Below are 14,576 nucleotides of genomic sequence, written 5' to 3'. Positions count from 1 at the left end.
AAATAAGTTCATGCGGCCTGTGCGCCGAAACCACAGGCTGTATGAATCGATTATTTAATATTTAATTTTTGTAACAATGCCAGGATTAATTGGAAAAAAAATCGGAATGACTTCCGTTTTCAGTGCCGATGGAAAAAATATTCCATGCACTGTTATCGAGGCTGGCCCATGCGTAGTTACTCAGGTGAAAACTGTAGAAACTGACGGATATGAGGCTGTTCAGCTGGCGTTCGACGACAAGAAGGAAAAAAACGCTACTAAGCCAGAGTTAGGCCACTTTAAAAAGGCAGGTGTAACTCCAAAAAGAAGCGTGGTTGAATTCAAAGGGTTCGAACAAGAATTTAACTTAGGGGATACAGTAACTGTAGACATCATTGAAGAAAATTCATTTGTTGATGTTACAGGTGTTTCTAAAGGTAAGGGATTTCAAGGTGTAGTTAAGCGTCACGGGTTTGGTGGTGTTGGTGGTCGTACTCACGGTCAGCATAACCGCGACAGAGCTCCGGGTTCTATTGGTGCTGCATCTTATCCTGCTCGTGTATTCAAAGGTATGCGTATGGCTGGTCGTACCGGAGGCGAAAGAGTTATGGTAGAAAGCCTTAAAGTATTAAAAGTGATTCCTGAAAACAACCTTTTAATTGTTAAAGGTTCTATTCCAGGAGCTAAAGGTTCATATGTAATTGTTGAAATGTAATGGAACTAAAAGTATTAAGCATAAAAGGAGAAGAAACCGGAAAGACTGTTGAGTTAGCAGATTCTGTTTTCGGTATTGAGCCCAACGATCATGCTATTTATCTTGATGTAAAACAGTTCCTAGCAAATCAACGTCAAGGAACTCACAAGTCAAAGGAAAGAGCAGAAATCGCTGGTAGTACACGTAAGATCAAAAAACAAAAAGGAACCGGTACAGCTCGTGCAGGTAGCATCAAGTCTCCTGTATTCAGAGGTGGTGGTCGTATTTTTGGTCCTCGTCCGCGTAATTACGGATTCAAATTGAATAAAAAGTTAAAAGAGCTTGCCCGTAAATCAGCTTTAGCTTATAAAGCAAAAACTGGTAGCATCATTGTAGTGGAAGACTTCAACATGGAAGCTCCAAAAACAAAAGAGTTCGCTCAAATCCGTAAGAACCTTAAAGTAGATGAAAAACGTTCGTTAGTTGTATTAAACGAGGCTGACAAGAATGTTTATCTTGCTTCAAGGAATATTCCTAAATCGGAAGTAGTAACATTAGCTGAATTGAATACATATAGTATTATGAAAGCCGGAGCTTTAGTTCTAGTTGAGAGTTCAGTTGAAGGATTAGGTAATCTTTAATTTAAAGCTTAAGGAGATTTTAAAATGCAAATATTAATTAAGCCATTAGTTACTGAAAAACTCAACGAGCAAAGTGAAAAACTAAATAGCTTTGGATTTGTAGTGAACAAAAACGCTAATAAACTACAGATTAAAAAAGCGGTTGAGGAAATGTACAATGTAACTGTTGAAAGAGTAAATACCACTAATTATGCAGGTAAAGTAAAAACCCGTTATACAAAGAGTGGTGTGCAGGTAGGTAAAACTGCTTCTTACAAAAAAGCAATTGTTACTTTGGCAGAAGGAGATAAGATTGATTTTTATAGCAATATTTAATTAAAATGGCAGTAAGAAAGCTAAAGCCCACAACACCGGGGCAGAGACACAAAGTTATTGGTGCATTTGATACGATTACATCAAGTACACCAGAGAAGTCCTTACTGGAACCTATCAAAAAATCGGGTGGTCGTAACAATACAGGTAAAATGACCATGCGCTACATTGGTGGCGGACATAAGAGACGATACAGGGTAATCGATTTCAAGAGAAATAAAGACGGTGTTGCAGCTACAGTTGAGTCAATTCAATATGACCCAAACCGTAGTGCACGTATTGCACTATTAGTTTATGCTGATGGTGAAAAACGTTACATTCTCGCTCCTAATGGATTACAAGTAGGTCAAACTGTACAGTCAGGTTCAGGCGTTAGCCCGGATTTAGGAAATACCTTGACTCTTAAAGAGATTCCACTAGGAACAATCATCCACAACATTGAGTTGCGCCCAGGACAGGGTGGAATTATGGCCCGTAGTGCGGGAACATTTGCTCAATTGGCTGCTCGTGAAGGTAAGTACGCAGTGATTAAATTGCCTTCTGGTGAAACTAGAATGATCCTTACAACTTGTCGTGCTACTATTGGTGCGGTAGGTAACTCTGACCATGCGTTGGAAAGATCAGGAAAAGCTGGTCGTTCGCGTTGGTTAGGACGTCGTCCAAGAGTTCGTGGTGTAGCTATGAACCCGGTTGATCACCCAATGGGTGGTGGTGAAGGACGTCAGTCTGGAGGTCATCCAAGATCACGTACAGGAGTACTTGCTAAAGGTTTCAAAACTCGTGATAAGAAGAAAGCTTCAAGTAAGTACATAATTGAAAGACGTAAAAAATAACGTTTAATCAGAAGAACTTATGAGCAGATCATTAAAAAAAGGCCCATTTATAGATTTTAACCTGGAAAGAAAAGTGCTAGCACAGAACGAATCAGGTAAAAAATCTGTCATCAAAACTTGGGCAAGAGCATCGATGATATCTCCGGATTTTGTAGGACATACCATCGCAGTGCACAACGGAAATAAATTTATTCCTGTTTATGTGACCGAAAATATGGTAGGTCACAAGTTAGGTGAGTTTTCTCCAACACGTACCTACAGAGGTCACGGAGGTAACAAGAAAAGGTAACCTGACTAAAAATTAATTTTTAAAAGAGAATTAAAAAATGGGTGCAAGAAAAAGACTCAGAGCAGAAAATAATAAGGAGGCAAAGAAGCAAGTAAGCTTTGCTTCACTTCGCAATGTGCCTACTTCTCCACGTAAAATGCGCCTGGTTGCTGATATGATCAGAGGTAAAGAAGTGAACACTGCCTTGGATATGTTGAAGTTTTCTTCAAAAGAAGCTTCACGCAGGGTAGAGAAATTACTTCTTTCTGCTATTGCCAACTGGAAGGAGAAGAATGAAGGGGTACGCATGGAAGATGCTAATCTGTATGTTAAATCAATCAATGTAGATTCAGCGAGAATTTTGAAAAGGTTGAGACCAGCTCCGCAAGGACGTGCTCACCGTATCAGAAAAAGATCGAACCATGTAACCATTTATATTGATAGCAACGTTGATAACCAACAAGAAATAAAAAGTTAGTTAAATGGGACAAAAAGTAAATCCAATAAGTAACAGATTAGGAATCATCAGAGGATGGGATTCTAATTGGTTTGGCGGAAAGAATTACGGAGATAAAATCTTAGAAGATACTAAAATCCGTGAATATCTTAATGCTCGTTTAGCTAAAGCCAGTATTTCGAGAATTGTTATTGAACGTACACTAAAACTGATAACGATTACTGTTCACACAGCTCGTCCGGGAATCATTATTGGTAAAGGTGGCCAAGAGGTTGATAAACTAAAAGAAGAGTTGAAGAAAATCACTGATAAAGAGGTTCAAATCAACATTTTTGAAGTTAAGAGACCAGAATTAGATGCTATTATCGTAGCCAACAACATCGCGCGTCAGTTAGAAGGCCGTATCGCTTTCCGTCGTGCAGTGAAAATGGCGATTGCTTCTACCATGAGAATGGGAGCTGAAGGTATCAAAATTCAAATTTCAGGTCGTTTAAACGGTGCAGAAATGGCCAGAGCGGAAATGTACAAAGAAGGAAGAACTCCTTTACATACTTTCCGTGCAAATATTGATTACGCTCAAGCTGAAGCTCTTACCAAAACAGGTTTGTTAGGTATTAAAGTTTGGATTTGTAAAGGAGAGATTTATGGTAAGCCAGATCTTTCACCAAACTTTGCAGCTAACGAAGGCCGTCGTAAAGGTGGGAATTTCAAGAAGAGAAGAAAGTAGTCATCAGCTAATGTAAATGAGTTAGAAAGATGTTACAACCAAAGAAAGTAAAATTCAGAAGAATTCAGAAAGGTAGAATGAAAGGCAACGCCCAGCGTGGTGCCCAACTAGCATTCGGATCTTTCGGTATAAAGTCGTTGCAAACAAAATGGCTTACTGGTCGTCAGATTGAGGCGGCTCGTATCGCTGTAACACGTTACATGCAGCGTCAAGGACAAATTTGGATTAGAGTATTTCCTGATAAGCCTATTACCAAGAAGCCTGCAGAGGTTCGTATGGGTAAAGGTAAAGGTAGCCCTGAAGGATTTGTAGCTCCAGTTACTCCAGGTAGAATCATTATTGAATGTGATGGAGTACCATACGAAACAGCAAAAGAAGCGTTGCGTTTAGCGGCTCAAAAGTTGCCTGTTACTACTAAATTCGTTGTAAGACGAGACTATGTTGAATCTAAATAATAAGTAAGGATGAAGACTTCGGAAATTAAAGAAATGGCGATCAATGAGATCATCGAAAGAATTGAGACCGAACGAGCTGAACTTATTCGTTTAGAACTCAATCATAGCATATCTCCATTGGAAAATCCATTGCAGATAAGAAGCTTACGTAGAAATGTTGCAAGGTTGCAAACTATTTTGCGTCAGAAGCAATTAACCGAAAAATAGTTAGGTGATGGAAAACAGAAATTTAAGAAAAGAACGTATCGGAGTCGTTGCCAGCAACAAAATGGACAAGTCTATCGTTGTTGCTGTTGAGACTCGTGAGAAGCACCCTATTTATGGTAAGTTCGTGAAAAAGACTAAGAAATTTCACGCTCACGACGAGAAAAACGACTGCAATCCTGGAGATACAGTAAAAATTATGGAAACTCGTCCGCTAAGTAAAACGAAGCGTTGGCGATTAGTAGAAATTATCGAAAGAGCTAAGTAATCATGATACAACAAGAATCCAGATTGGCTGTTGCCGATAATAGTGGTGCCAAAGAAGTACTCTGCATCAGAGTACTTGGAGGTACAAAAAAGAGATACGCAACCATTGGAGACCGTATCGTTGTAACTGTTAAGAGTGCCATTCCTTCAACAGATATGAAGAAAGGTACTGTTACAAAGGCAGTAGTTGTTCGTACAAAAAAAGAGATCAGAAGAGCCGACGGTTCTTATATCCGTTTTGATGAAAATGCATGTGTGCTTTTAAATCAAGCAGGTGAAATGCGTGGTACACGTATCTTTGGCCCAGTTGCCAGAGAATTACGCGACGGTTATATGAAAATCGTATCTTTGGCTCCTGAGGTGCTATAATTTTTAAAAGAAGATAGCAATGGGTAAATTACATATTAAAAAAGGCGATACAGTTGTTGTAAACGCTGGAGAATATAAAGGACAAGAAGGTAAAGTTCTTGAAGTTCTTGTAAGTAAGAATAGAGCTATCGTGGAAGGAATTAACATGGTATCTAAGCATGCTAAGCCAAATGCTGATAATCCACAAGGTGGAATCGTTAAGCAAGAGGCTCCTATCCACATCTCTAACTTAAACCTTAAAGATCCTTCCACTGGTGAGGCTACCCGTATTGGTAGACGTGCTGGTGATGATGGAAAATTAGTAAGGTTTGCTAAAAAATCAGGGGAGGAGATCAAGTAATGAGCTATACACCTAGTTTGAAAACAATGTACAGGGAGCAAGTTGTTCCTGCATTGATGAAGGAATTTGAATACAAAACTGTAATGCAGGTTCCAAAATTAGAGAAAATTGTAATCAACCAGGGTATCGGTCAGGCAGTGGCCGATAAAAAAATGGTTGATGTAGCAATTAATGAGCTTACCGCTATTACCGGTCAAAAAGCTGTTCCTTGTCTTTCTAAAAAAGACGTTTCTAACTTTAAATTGCGTAAAAAAATGCCAATTGGAGTTAGGGTTACTCTTAGAAAAGACAACATGTACGAATTCCTTGAAAGGTTAATTCGCGTGTCTTTACCAAGGATTCGTGACTTCAAAGGAATCAACAGTAAGCTTGATGGACGTGGAAACTATACCTTAGGTATTGAGGAACAAATTATTTTTCCTGAAATAAATATTGACAATGTTAATAAGATTTTGGGTATGAATATTACCTTTGTGACCTCTGGGGATACCGATGAAGAAGCTTTTGCTTTGTTAAAGGCTTTTGGTTTACCATTTAAAAAATAATTAAAGAGTTAGATATGGCCAAGGAATCAATGAAGGCTCGTGAAGTAAAAAGAGCCAAGCTTGTTGCCAAATATGCTGAAAAAAGAGCGGCACTTAAAGAAGCAGGTGATTACGAAGGATTACAGAAATTACCAAAAAATGCTTCTCCGGTACGTATGCACAACCGTTGCAAAATTACCGGTCGTCCAAAAGGATATATGAGACAATTCGGACTATCCAGGATTCAGTTCCGTGAAATGGCTTCTGCAGGATTAATTCCTGGAGTTAAAAAAGCCAGTTGGTAGAAAATTAGGTTTCAAGTATAAATATTGTCCCGGTTGCGGGATTAATTTAAACTTTTTAAAATGACAGATCCAATAGCAGATTTTCTGACACGTATCAGAAATGCCATTATGGCAAAACACAAAGTTGTTGAAATTCCTGCATCAAATCTGAAGAAAGAGATGACTCGTGTTCTTTATGAAAAAGGGTATATCTTAAACTTCAAGTTTGTTGATGACAACAAGCAGGGAATTATCAAAATCGCTCTTAAGTATGATGCTGAAACTAAAGTTCCGGCTATTAAAGAGCTTAAGCGAGTAAGTACACCAGGTTTACGTCAGTATGCTGGTTACAAAAGCATGCCTAGAGTATTAAATGGATTGGGAGTTGCAATCCTTTCTACTTCTAAAGGTGTTATGACCGATAAAGAAGCCAGAAATGCTCAAATAGGTGGTGAGGTTTTATGTTACGTAAGTTAATAAAGGAGGAATTAGTATGTCAAGGATAGGAAAACAACCCATCTCAGTACCGGCCGGAGTTACAGTAACAGTTAAAGATAACCTTGTTACCGTAAAAGGGCCAAAGGGAGAACTTGTACAACAAGTAAATCCTGAAATGAATGTTGAAGTTTCTGAAGGTCAGGTGGAAGTTAAACGACCATCTGATTCAAAAGAACATCGTTCTCAGCACGGTTTATATCGTTCGCTAATTAATAATATGGTTGAAGGAGTTTCACAAGGTTTTGTTAAGAAAATGGAACTTGTTGGTGTAGGTTACAGAGCTACCAACCAGGGACAGCTTCTTGAGCTAACTTTAGGATACTCTCACCCAATTCATCTGGAGTTGCCAACTGAAATTAAAGTTGAAGCTGTTACCGACAGAAAGAGTAATCCGATTATTACGTTAGAATCTGCAGACAAGCAATTGCTTGGTCAGGTTTGTGCAAAAATCCGTTCACTTCGTAAGCCTGAGCCATATAAAGGTAAAGGTATCAAGTTTGTTGGAGAGCAAATCAGACGTAAGGCTGGTAAATCTGCAAAAGTTTAATCTGGTTAAAATTTAAAATTATGGCTTTTTCTAAATTAGAAAGAAGAGTTAGAATAAAAAGAAGTATCCGAGGTAAGATTTCGGGTACTCCTGAGAGGCCAAGAATGTCGGTTTTCAGAAGCAACAAACAAATTTCTGTTCAACTTATTGACGACGTTAACGGAAAAACGCTTCTAGCTGCCTCATCTCTTGAAAAAGACGTTACCTCTCAACAGGGAACTAAAAGTGAGCAAGCTGCTAAAGTAGGTGCATTAATCGCTGAAAAAGCAAAAGGTGCTGGAATTGAAACTGTGGTATTCGACCGTAACGGATACTTGTACCATGGTAGAGTTAAACAATTAGCAGACGCTGCACGTGAAGCAGGTCTTAAATTATAGTAACTATGGCAGGAGATAATCAAAAAGTAAGAAGTAATAACGACCTTGAGTTAAAAGACAGGTTGGTTGCCATTAATCGTGTAACTAAAGTTACAAAGGGTGGTAGAACTTTTAGTTTTTCTGCTATAGTTGTAGTTGGTAACGAGAATGGCATCGTAGGTTGGGGATTAGGTAAAGCTAACGAAGTAACAACCGCAATCGCTAAAGGAGTTGAAGCTGCTAAGAAAAACCTTGTTAAAGTACCTGTAATCAATGGTACTATCCCTCACGAGCAATATTGCAAGTTTGGTGGTGCAAGCGTTTTTATGAAGCCAGCTTCACACGGTACCGGAGTTAAGGCTGGTGGTGCGATGCGTGCAGTACTTGAAAGTGTTGGTGTAACTGACGTTTTGGCTAAATCAAAAGGTTCATCGAACCCTCACAACCTTGTAAAAGCTACAATCAATGCGCTTAAAGAATTAAGAGATGCACAGACTGTTGCAAAACAAAGAGGTGTTACGTTAGACAAAGTATTTAACGGATAAGAAGAACAAAAATGGCTAAGATAAAAGTAACACAAGTTAAGAGCAAAATTGGCTCAACAGAACGTCAAAAAAGAACTTTGGCGGCTCTTGGTCTAACAAAAATAAATGCAACCAAAGAATTTGAGGCTACCCCTCAAATTCTTGGTATGGTTGAAAAGGTGAGACACCTTGTTAGCATAGAAAAATAATTTTTAACGATTTTAAGAAACTTAGATATGGACTTAAGTAATTTAAAACCTGCTGAAGGTTCGACCAAAAACAAAAAACGAATTGGTCGTGGACAGGGTTCTGGCCGTGGGGGTACATCTACTCGTGGTCACAAGGGTGCCAAGTCCAGATCTGGTTATTCTAAGAAAATCGGTTTCGAAGGTGGTCAGATGCCATTACAGAGACGTGTTCCTAAATTCGGATTCAAAAACATCAACCGTGTAGAGTACAAGGCAATTAACCTTGACCTATTACAAGGGTTGGCCGAAAAGAAGAACCTTACTGTAATTGATATTGAAGCACTTCTTGAAGCTGGTTTCATCAATAAGAATGACCGGGTTAAAATTCTTGGTAATGGAAATATTACTACCAAAATTGAAGTGAAAGCTCATGCCTTTTCTAAATCAGCGGTGAGCGCTATTGAAGCAGCTCAAGGTACCGTTGTTAAACTGTAAATCAATGAAACTGATCGAAACAATTCGCAACATTTTTAAGATTGAGGAATTAAAGTCCCGGATATTTGAAACGATACTTTTGGTATTAGTTTATCGTTTAGGTTCGTTTATAGTATTGCCAGGGATTGATCCTACAAAATTAGCAGAACTAAAAGACCAAACTTCGCAAGGGGTTATGGGACTATTAGATATGTTTTCTGGAGGTGCATTTTCTAATGCCTCTATATTTGGTTTAGGTATTATGCCTTATATTTCTGCATCTATCGTAATTCAACTTCTTGGAATTGCAGTGCCTTATTTTCAAAGGTTGCAAAGGGAAGGTGAAAGCGGCAGACGTAAGATCAACCAGATTACCAGATATCTTACTGTAATCATCTTATTGTTTCAATCGCCAGCTTATTTAGCAAATTTACCAGATGCAGCAATTTCTTCTCCTGGATTAATGTTTAAGATAACTTCTATCATTATCCTTACTGCAGGAACTATGTTTGTAATGTGGTTAGGGGAAAGAATTACTGAAAAAGGGATCGGAAATGGTATTTCATTAATCATCATGATTGGTATCATTGCACGTCTTCCTTTTGCCGTGGTTGCTGAATTTGTTTCACGCTTTGAAGAAGGTGGTGGTTTAGTGATGTTGTTGATTGAGATCGTAGTTCTATTCTTTGTATTTGCAGGTACAATTTTGTTAGTGCAAGGAACACGTCGTATTCCTGTTCAGTATGCTAAGCGTATTGTAGGTAATAAACAATATGGCGGTGTTCGTCAATACATACCTTTAAAAGTAAATGCTGCAGGTGTAATGCCAATCATTTTTGCCCAGGCAATTATGTTTGTGCCATTAACATTAGCTGGATATGTTGGTGGTGATAATGCGAATAACTGGTTTACTGCTATGTTTTCGGATTATACCGGATGGGGGTATAATGGTGTATTTGCATTCTTGATTATTGCATTTACCTATTTTTATACTGCTATTACTATTAATCCAACGCAAATGGCTGAAGATATGAAACGTAACGGTGGTTTTATCCCGGGAATTAAACCTGGTAAAAAAACTGTGGAGTTTCTTGATTCTGTAATGTCTAAAATTACATTACCGGGTTCATTTTTTCTTGCTATTGTAGCTATTTTACCAGCTTTTGCCTCTATGGCTGGAGTTGATAGAATGTTTGCACAGTTCTATGGTGGTACTTCATTATTGATTTTAGTTGGAGTTGTACTTGATACACTTCAACAAATAGAAAGCCACCTTTTAATGAGACATTATGACGGATTGATGAAGTCAGGTCGTATTAAAGGAAGAACTGGTGGAGGTCCTGCTGTTTACTAAAGAGAATCGTTCGTATAATGATATATCTTAAAACAGACGAAGAGATTGAGTTGCTTCGGGCAAGTAATATACTTGTAGCAAAAACTCTTGGGGAAATTGCAAAAGCGGTTAAACCTGGAGTTACTACAAAGAAATTAGATAAAATTGCTGAAGAATTTATACGAGATAATGGAGGAATCCCTGGTTTCTTAGGATACCAGGGTTTTCCTAATACTCTTTGTACTTCAGTTAACGAACAGGTGGTACATGGTATCCCTAACGATATTCCTTTGAAAGAAGGTGATGTTGTTTCGGTTGACTGTGGAGTGCTTTTGAACGAATTTTATGGGGATTCAGCCTATACGTTTGGTGTGGGTGAAATAAGTAAGGAAGTAGCTATGTTACTTCAATCTACCAAAGAATCTTTATATAAAGGGATCGAAAACGCTATTGCAGGAAAACGCTTGGGGGATATTGGGAATGCCATACAAAAGTATAATGAAGCAAATGGTTATACTGTTGTTCGTGAAATGGTAGGTCATGGTGTAGGAAGACATCTTCATGAATCCCCTGAAGTACCCAATTATGGTAGGAAGGGGTCTGGTACATTATTAAAACCAGGAATGGTACTCGCTATTGAGCCAATGATTAATTTGGGTAAGCGAAATATTGTTCAAGAAAATGATGGTTGGACTATACGAACTATCGATAAAAAGGTATCTGCTCACTTTGAGCACACTGTTGCAGTAAGAAAAAACGAAGCAGATATACTTTCTAGTTTTAAATTTGTAGAAGAAGTATTAACTTTGCAGTCTGAAAATTAAAAAGGTAATTAATTATGGCTAAACAAGCCTCGATAGAACAAGACGGAACGATAATAGAAGCCCTTTCTAATGCTATGTTTAGGGTAGAGTTAGAAAATGGCCATGTAATAACAGCGCATATCTCAGGTAAAATGAGAATGCACTATATTAAAATTTTGCCGGGAGATAAGGTTAAAGTGGAGATGTCTCCCTATGATCTTACTAAGGGTAGGATTTCGTATAGATACAAAAATTAATTCTATAATAAAATGAAGGTTAGAGCATCTGTTAAGAAGAGAAGTGCTGATTGCAAAATCGTAAAACGCAAAGGGCGCTTATACGTGATTAACAAGAAGAATCCCAAGTTTAAACAACGTCAAGGATAATAATTAATAATTATGGCTAGAATTGCTGGAGTTGATATACCTACTAATAAAAGAGGAGAGGTATCATTAACTTATATTTACGGAATTGGGCGCAGCGCAGCTCAAACAATCCTTGGCAAAGCAGGGGTTGATGCTAACTTAAAAGTTAGCGAATGGACAGACGAACAAACTGCTAAAGTTCGTGAAATTATTTCTGAAGAGTATAAGATCGAAGGAGAACTTCGTTCTGAGATTCAGTTAAATATTAAACGATTGATGGATATCGGTTGTTACCGGGGAATTCGTCATCGTATTGGTTTACCGTTACGTGGTCAGAAAACTAAGAACAATGCTCGTACACGTAAAGGGAAGAAGAAAACTGTTGCAAACAAGAAAAAGGCAACTAAATAATAATTGAGATATGGCAAAGAAGACAGCGAGTCAAAAGAAAAGAGTCGTTAAAGTTGAGGCTCAAGGAGAAGCTCATATTCACTCATCTTTCAATAACATTATTGTTTCTTTGACTAACAAGAATGGTCAGGTTATTTCTTGGTCAAGTGCTGGTAAAATGGGTTTTAGGGGTTCAAAAAAGAATACTCCTTATGCAGCTCAAATGGCAGCTACTGACTGTGGAAAAGTAGCTTTTGACTTAGGTTTAAGAAAAGTAAAGGTGTATGTGAAAGGACCAGGAAATGGTCGTGAGTCGGCAATTCGTTCAATCCACGCTGCTGGTATTGAGGTAACAGAAATTGTTGACATAACTCCAATGCCCCATAATGGATGTCGTCCTCCAAAAAGACGAAGAGTATAATTAATTACTAGTTATTAACCATAAATTGAGTTTTTGGATTTTGAATTATGAATGATTATAATAGAACCTCCTCTCTATAATCTCGCGGCCTTCATATTCATAATTTGAAAACAAAAATTTAAAAACAGAAATTTAGAAGAATGGCTAGATACATTGGTCCTAAAACAAAAATTGCCCGTAAATTTGGTGAGGCAATATATGGTTCGGATAAAAGCTTCGAAAGAAAGAATTATCCTCCCGGACAACACGGTAACAACCGTAGAAAGAAGACATCAGAATATGGTCTTCAATTAAAAGAAAAACAAAAAGCTAAATACACTTATGGTGTATTAGAAAAGCAATTTAGTAACTTGTTTAAAAAAGCATCTCGTGCTAAAGGTATTACTGGTGAGGTATTACTTGGTTTGTTGGAGTGCCGTTTAGATAACGTTGTTTATCGTTTGGGTATTGCTCCTACAAGAGCTGCAGCACGTCAGCTTGTATCTCATAAGCATATTACTGTTGATGGTAAGGTGGTAAATATCCCATCTTATACAGTAAAAGCTGACCAGATTATTGGTGTTCGTGAGAAATCAAAATCTCTTGAAGCAATCACTAATTCTTTGGCAGCATCTTCAGTACATAACTTCTCATGGTTAGAGTTTGATAATGATTCAAAAACAGGTAAGTTCCTTAACGTACCGGCAAGAGAAGATATTCCTGAAAACATTAAAGAACAATTGATTGTTGAATTGTATTCTAAATAATTAATTCTTATGGCAATATTAGCATTCCAAAAACCTGATAAAGTAATCATGCTTGAAGCGGACAACCAATTCGGTCGCTTCGAATTTCGTCCGTTAGAGCCAGGATATGGTATTACAGTTGGAAATGCCTTAAGAAGAATTTTGTTATCCTCATTAGAAGGTTTCGCAATTACATCTGTTAAGATTGAAGGAGTTGATCATGAGTTTTCAACAATTCCTGGAGTAATTAACGATACAACCGACATAATTCTTAATCTTAAGCAAATTAGATTTAAACAAATTGTAGAAGAAGTAGATAGTGAGAAGATCACTATCAACGTGTCGGGTAAGGAAGAATTAAAAGCTGGTGAATTGAATAATTTCATGACTGGTTTTGAGGTTTTAAATCCTGATCAGCGTATTTGTTTAATGAATCCTGATGTAAACCTTAAAATGGAATTGACCATTAATAAGGGAAGAGGGTATGTTCCTTCTGAAGAAAACCGTTCAGCAGAATCCGAAATCGGTGTTATTGCGATTGACTCTATATATACTCCGGTCAGGAATGTTAAGTATGCGATTGAAAATTATCGTGTAGAACAAAAGACTGACTACGAGAAATTAATTATTGAAATAGAAACAGACGGTTCTATCCATCCAAAAGATGCCTTGAAAGAGGCAGCTAAGATACTTATTTATCACTTTATGTTGTTCTCTGATGAAAGAATCACTCTTGATTCTGATGAGAAGTTTGGCAACGAAGAGTTTGATGAGGAAGTATTACATATGCGTCAGCTGTTGAAAACTAAATTAGTTGACATGGATCTTTCTGTTAGGGCATTGAATTGTTTAAAAGCTGCTGATGTGGAAACATTAGGAGAGCTTGTTCAATTTAACAGAAATGATTTATTGAAGTTCCGTAACTTTGGAAAAAAATCATTAACAGAACTTGATGATTTATTGCAGGTGATGAACTTGAATTTTGGTATGGATATTACTAAGTATAAATTAGACAAGGAATAAATTGCGATGAGACATAGAAAAAAGTTCAATCATTTAGGAAGAAAGAGCTCTCACCGTAAGGCAATGTTATCTAATATGGCTGCTTCGTTAATTCTTCATAAAAGAATTAAAACTACAGTTGCCAAGGCCAAAGCATTGCGTATGTACGTTGAGCCACTTATTACTAAGTCTAAAGAAGATTCTACAGCACAAAGAAGAGTTGTATTTAGCTACCTAAATAATAAATATGCAGTTTCTGAATTATTCAGAGAAATAGCAGGTAAAGTAGGTGACAGACCAGGTGGGTATACCCGTATCCTAAAATTAGGAAACCGTATTGGTGATAATGCAGAAATGTGTTATATCGAGTTGGTTGACTATAATGAAAACATGTTGTCAGAAAGCAAGTCTAAAGCAGAGAAGAAAACACGTCGTACCAGACGTAAAAAAGCTACTGCTGAGGCTACAGCTGAAGTTGCCACTGAAGTTAAAGAAGCTGAAGAAACAACAGAAAAACCTACTGAAGGTGAATCAAAAGAGTAGTGATATAAATACGTTTTGTACACTATCTTAAAATATAAAAGGATAATTGCCCT

At 37.6% G+C, this 14,576-nt stretch carries 29 protein-coding genes; all 29 read left to right on the top strand.

Features of this window, described 5'->3' with window-relative positions:
- The first annotated feature begins 76 nt into the window (after positions 1-76).
- The 29 genes from rplC to rplQ all read left to right on the top strand — a co-directional run bounded on the left by rplC (position 77) and on the right by rplQ (position 14,523).
- Complete coding sequence (gene rplC, locus OM074_RS01705) at positions 77-694, top strand: 50S ribosomal protein L3 (RefSeq protein WP_301197538.1); 618 nt, start codon at positions 77-79, stop codon at positions 692-694.
- The gene (gene rplD, locus OM074_RS01700; RefSeq protein WP_301197537.1) at positions 694-1,314 is read left to right on the top strand and encodes a 50S ribosomal protein L4; all 621 of its coding nucleotides are present in this window, start codon (positions 694-696) and stop codon (positions 1,312-1,314) included. The genes rplC and rplD overlap by 1 nt, the downstream gene beginning before the upstream one ends.
- 24 nt (positions 1,315-1,338) lie before the next feature.
- Entirely contained in the window at positions 1,339-1,629 is a 291-nt protein-coding gene (rplW, locus tag OM074_RS01695; RefSeq protein WP_301197536.1) for a 50S ribosomal protein L23, read from the top strand.
- 5 nt (positions 1,630-1,634) lie between these two features.
- Positions 1,635-2,459, top strand: a complete 825-nt coding sequence (gene rplB / locus OM074_RS01690) for a 50S ribosomal protein L2 (RefSeq protein ID WP_301197535.1) — start codon at positions 1,635-1,637, stop codon at positions 2,457-2,459.
- Positions 2,460-2,478: 19 nt separating this feature from the next.
- Positions 2,479-2,748 (top strand): 30S ribosomal protein S19, encoded by a 270-nt coding sequence (gene rpsS, locus OM074_RS01685; protein WP_301197534.1) that lies wholly within the window; start codon positions 2,479-2,481, stop codon positions 2,746-2,748.
- 37 nt (positions 2,749-2,785) lie between these two features.
- Positions 2,786-3,205: a 50S ribosomal protein L22 gene (gene rplV / locus OM074_RS01680; RefSeq protein WP_301197533.1), complete on the top strand. Its 420-nt coding sequence runs from the start codon at positions 2,786-2,788 to the stop codon at positions 3,203-3,205.
- A gap of 4 nt (positions 3,206-3,209) precedes the next feature.
- Complete coding sequence (rpsC, locus tag OM074_RS01675) at positions 3,210-3,911, top strand: 30S ribosomal protein S3 (protein ID WP_301197532.1); 702 nt, start codon at positions 3,210-3,212, stop codon at positions 3,909-3,911.
- A gap of 29 nt (positions 3,912-3,940) precedes the next feature.
- Complete coding sequence (rplP, locus tag OM074_RS01670; protein WP_301197531.1) at positions 3,941-4,366, top strand: 50S ribosomal protein L16; 426 nt, start codon at positions 3,941-3,943, stop codon at positions 4,364-4,366.
- 9 nt (positions 4,367-4,375) lie between these two features.
- Positions 4,376-4,573, top strand: coding sequence for a 50S ribosomal protein L29 (gene rpmC / locus OM074_RS01665; protein ID WP_301197530.1), 198 nt, complete (start codon positions 4,376-4,378; stop codon positions 4,571-4,573).
- 7 nt (positions 4,574-4,580) lie between these two features.
- On the top strand, positions 4,581-4,838 hold the full coding sequence (gene rpsQ / locus OM074_RS01660; protein ID WP_301197529.1) for a 30S ribosomal protein S17: 258 nt from the start codon (positions 4,581-4,583) through the stop codon (positions 4,836-4,838).
- A 2-nt stretch (positions 4,839-4,840) separates the two neighbouring features.
- Positions 4,841-5,206, top strand: coding sequence for a 50S ribosomal protein L14 (gene rplN / locus OM074_RS01655; protein WP_301189729.1), 366 nt, complete (start codon positions 4,841-4,843; stop codon positions 5,204-5,206).
- Between the two features lie 19 nt (positions 5,207-5,225).
- Complete coding sequence (rplX, locus tag OM074_RS01650) at positions 5,226-5,546, top strand: 50S ribosomal protein L24 (protein ID WP_301197528.1); 321 nt, start codon at positions 5,226-5,228, stop codon at positions 5,544-5,546.
- Positions 5,546-6,091 (top strand): 50S ribosomal protein L5, encoded by a 546-nt coding sequence (gene rplE, locus OM074_RS01645; protein ID WP_301197527.1) that lies wholly within the window; start codon positions 5,546-5,548, stop codon positions 6,089-6,091. The genes rplX and rplE overlap by 1 nt, the downstream gene beginning before the upstream one ends.
- A gap of 14 nt (positions 6,092-6,105) precedes the next feature.
- Positions 6,106-6,375: a 30S ribosomal protein S14 gene (gene rpsN, locus OM074_RS01640; RefSeq protein ID WP_301197526.1), complete on the top strand. Its 270-nt coding sequence runs from the start codon at positions 6,106-6,108 to the stop codon at positions 6,373-6,375.
- A 60-nt stretch (positions 6,376-6,435) separates the two neighbouring features.
- A complete protein-coding gene (rpsH, locus tag OM074_RS01635; protein ID WP_301197525.1) occupies positions 6,436-6,831 on the top strand; it encodes a 30S ribosomal protein S8 in 396 nt (131 codons plus the stop codon).
- A 16-nt stretch (positions 6,832-6,847) separates the two neighbouring features.
- The gene (gene rplF, locus OM074_RS01630; RefSeq protein ID WP_301197524.1) at positions 6,848-7,399 is read left to right on the top strand and encodes a 50S ribosomal protein L6; all 552 of its coding nucleotides are present in this window, start codon (positions 6,848-6,850) and stop codon (positions 7,397-7,399) included.
- 20 nt (positions 7,400-7,419) lie between these two features.
- On the top strand, positions 7,420-7,776 hold the full coding sequence (rplR, locus tag OM074_RS01625) for a 50S ribosomal protein L18 (RefSeq protein WP_301197523.1): 357 nt from the start codon (positions 7,420-7,422) through the stop codon (positions 7,774-7,776).
- Positions 7,777-7,781: 5 nt separating this feature from the next.
- Complete coding sequence (gene rpsE, locus OM074_RS01620) at positions 7,782-8,300, top strand: 30S ribosomal protein S5 (protein WP_301197522.1); 519 nt, start codon at positions 7,782-7,784, stop codon at positions 8,298-8,300.
- Between the two features lie 11 nt (positions 8,301-8,311).
- Complete coding sequence (gene rpmD, locus OM074_RS01615) at positions 8,312-8,488, top strand: 50S ribosomal protein L30 (RefSeq protein ID WP_301197521.1); 177 nt, start codon at positions 8,312-8,314, stop codon at positions 8,486-8,488.
- Between the two features lie 27 nt (positions 8,489-8,515).
- Positions 8,516-8,962 carry a 50S ribosomal protein L15 gene (gene rplO, locus OM074_RS01610; RefSeq protein WP_301197520.1) on the top strand — a complete coding sequence of 149 codons (447 nt, stop codon included), beginning with the start codon at positions 8,516-8,518 and terminating at the stop codon, positions 8,960-8,962.
- A 4-nt stretch (positions 8,963-8,966) separates the two neighbouring features.
- Complete coding sequence (gene secY, locus OM074_RS01605) at positions 8,967-10,295, top strand: preprotein translocase subunit SecY (protein ID WP_301197519.1); 1,329 nt, start codon at positions 8,967-8,969, stop codon at positions 10,293-10,295.
- Between the two features lie 17 nt (positions 10,296-10,312).
- Positions 10,313-11,098, top strand: a complete 786-nt coding sequence (map, locus tag OM074_RS01600) for a type I methionyl aminopeptidase (protein WP_301197518.1) — start codon at positions 10,313-10,315, stop codon at positions 11,096-11,098.
- A 14-nt stretch (positions 11,099-11,112) separates the two neighbouring features.
- Complete coding sequence (gene infA, locus OM074_RS01595) at positions 11,113-11,334, top strand: translation initiation factor IF-1 (RefSeq protein ID WP_138528501.1); 222 nt, start codon at positions 11,113-11,115, stop codon at positions 11,332-11,334.
- Between the two features lie 12 nt (positions 11,335-11,346).
- Complete coding sequence (ykgO, locus tag OM074_RS01590; RefSeq protein ID WP_071792536.1) at positions 11,347-11,463, top strand: type B 50S ribosomal protein L36; 117 nt, start codon at positions 11,347-11,349, stop codon at positions 11,461-11,463.
- Positions 11,464-11,475: 12 nt separating this feature from the next.
- Complete coding sequence (rpsM, locus tag OM074_RS01585; protein WP_301197517.1) at positions 11,476-11,853, top strand: 30S ribosomal protein S13; 378 nt, start codon at positions 11,476-11,478, stop codon at positions 11,851-11,853.
- A gap of 10 nt (positions 11,854-11,863) precedes the next feature.
- Positions 11,864-12,253, top strand: coding sequence for a 30S ribosomal protein S11 (gene rpsK / locus OM074_RS01580; protein WP_301189742.1), 390 nt, complete (start codon positions 11,864-11,866; stop codon positions 12,251-12,253).
- A gap of 140 nt (positions 12,254-12,393) precedes the next feature.
- On the top strand, positions 12,394-12,999 hold the full coding sequence (gene rpsD / locus OM074_RS01575; protein WP_301197516.1) for a 30S ribosomal protein S4: 606 nt from the start codon (positions 12,394-12,396) through the stop codon (positions 12,997-12,999).
- Between the two features lie 9 nt (positions 13,000-13,008).
- Positions 13,009-14,001 carry a DNA-directed RNA polymerase subunit alpha gene (locus tag OM074_RS01570; protein WP_301197515.1) on the top strand — a complete coding sequence of 331 codons (993 nt, stop codon included), beginning with the start codon at positions 13,009-13,011 and terminating at the stop codon, positions 13,999-14,001.
- A gap of 6 nt (positions 14,002-14,007) precedes the next feature.
- The gene (rplQ, locus tag OM074_RS01565; RefSeq protein WP_435873437.1) at positions 14,008-14,523 is read left to right on the top strand and encodes a 50S ribosomal protein L17; all 516 of its coding nucleotides are present in this window, start codon (positions 14,008-14,010) and stop codon (positions 14,521-14,523) included.
- Positions 14,524-14,576 lie beyond the last annotated feature (53 nt).

The organism is Plebeiibacterium marinum (assembly GCF_026013615.1).
Taxonomy (GTDB): Bacteria; Bacteroidota; Bacteroidia; order Bacteroidales; family Marinilabiliaceae; genus Saccharicrinis; species Saccharicrinis marinus_A.
The sequence above is the reverse complement of the archived record's forward strand: the minus strand, read 5'-3'. Positions and strand labels throughout refer to the sequence as shown.

Coding starts and splice junctions, on each gene's coding strand:
- rplC (WP_301197538.1), top strand. CDS start 77: ATGCCAGGATTAATTGGAAAAAAAATCGGAATGACTTCCGTTTTCAGT.
- rplD (WP_301197537.1), top strand. CDS start 694: ATGGAACTAAAAGTATTAAGCATAAAAGGAGAAGAAACCGGAAAGACT.
- rplW (WP_301197536.1), top strand. CDS start 1,339: ATGCAAATATTAATTAAGCCATTAGTTACTGAAAAACTCAACGAGCAA.
- rplB (WP_301197535.1), top strand. CDS start 1,635: ATGGCAGTAAGAAAGCTAAAGCCCACAACACCGGGGCAGAGACACAAA.
- rpsS (WP_301197534.1), top strand. CDS start 2,479: ATGAGCAGATCATTAAAAAAAGGCCCATTTATAGATTTTAACCTGGAA.
- rplV (WP_301197533.1), top strand. CDS start 2,786: ATGGGTGCAAGAAAAAGACTCAGAGCAGAAAATAATAAGGAGGCAAAG.
- rpsC (WP_301197532.1), top strand. CDS start 3,210: ATGGGACAAAAAGTAAATCCAATAAGTAACAGATTAGGAATCATCAGA.
- rplP (WP_301197531.1), top strand. CDS start 3,941: ATGTTACAACCAAAGAAAGTAAAATTCAGAAGAATTCAGAAAGGTAGA.
- rpmC (WP_301197530.1), top strand. CDS start 4,376: ATGAAGACTTCGGAAATTAAAGAAATGGCGATCAATGAGATCATCGAA.
- rpsQ (WP_301197529.1), top strand. CDS start 4,581: ATGGAAAACAGAAATTTAAGAAAAGAACGTATCGGAGTCGTTGCCAGC.
- rplN (WP_301189729.1), top strand. CDS start 4,841: ATGATACAACAAGAATCCAGATTGGCTGTTGCCGATAATAGTGGTGCC.
- rplX (WP_301197528.1), top strand. CDS start 5,226: ATGGGTAAATTACATATTAAAAAAGGCGATACAGTTGTTGTAAACGCT.
- rplE (WP_301197527.1), top strand. CDS start 5,546: ATGAGCTATACACCTAGTTTGAAAACAATGTACAGGGAGCAAGTTGTT.
- rpsN (WP_301197526.1), top strand. CDS start 6,106: ATGGCCAAGGAATCAATGAAGGCTCGTGAAGTAAAAAGAGCCAAGCTT.
- rpsH (WP_301197525.1), top strand. CDS start 6,436: ATGACAGATCCAATAGCAGATTTTCTGACACGTATCAGAAATGCCATT.
- rplF (WP_301197524.1), top strand. CDS start 6,848: ATGTCAAGGATAGGAAAACAACCCATCTCAGTACCGGCCGGAGTTACA.
- rplR (WP_301197523.1), top strand. CDS start 7,420: ATGGCTTTTTCTAAATTAGAAAGAAGAGTTAGAATAAAAAGAAGTATC.
- rpsE (WP_301197522.1), top strand. CDS start 7,782: ATGGCAGGAGATAATCAAAAAGTAAGAAGTAATAACGACCTTGAGTTA.
- rpmD (WP_301197521.1), top strand. CDS start 8,312: ATGGCTAAGATAAAAGTAACACAAGTTAAGAGCAAAATTGGCTCAACA.
- rplO (WP_301197520.1), top strand. CDS start 8,516: ATGGACTTAAGTAATTTAAAACCTGCTGAAGGTTCGACCAAAAACAAA.
- secY (WP_301197519.1), top strand. CDS start 8,967: ATGAAACTGATCGAAACAATTCGCAACATTTTTAAGATTGAGGAATTA.
- map (WP_301197518.1), top strand. CDS start 10,313: ATGATATATCTTAAAACAGACGAAGAGATTGAGTTGCTTCGGGCAAGT.
- infA (WP_138528501.1), top strand. CDS start 11,113: ATGGCTAAACAAGCCTCGATAGAACAAGACGGAACGATAATAGAAGCC.
- ykgO (WP_071792536.1), top strand. CDS start 11,347: ATGAAGGTTAGAGCATCTGTTAAGAAGAGAAGTGCTGATTGCAAAATC.
- rpsM (WP_301197517.1), top strand. CDS start 11,476: ATGGCTAGAATTGCTGGAGTTGATATACCTACTAATAAAAGAGGAGAG.
- rpsK (WP_301189742.1), top strand. CDS start 11,864: ATGGCAAAGAAGACAGCGAGTCAAAAGAAAAGAGTCGTTAAAGTTGAG.
- rpsD (WP_301197516.1), top strand. CDS start 12,394: ATGGCTAGATACATTGGTCCTAAAACAAAAATTGCCCGTAAATTTGGT.
- OM074_RS01570 (WP_301197515.1), top strand. CDS start 13,009: ATGGCAATATTAGCATTCCAAAAACCTGATAAAGTAATCATGCTTGAA.
- rplQ (WP_435873437.1), top strand. CDS start 14,008: ATGAGACATAGAAAAAAGTTCAATCATTTAGGAAGAAAGAGCTCTCAC.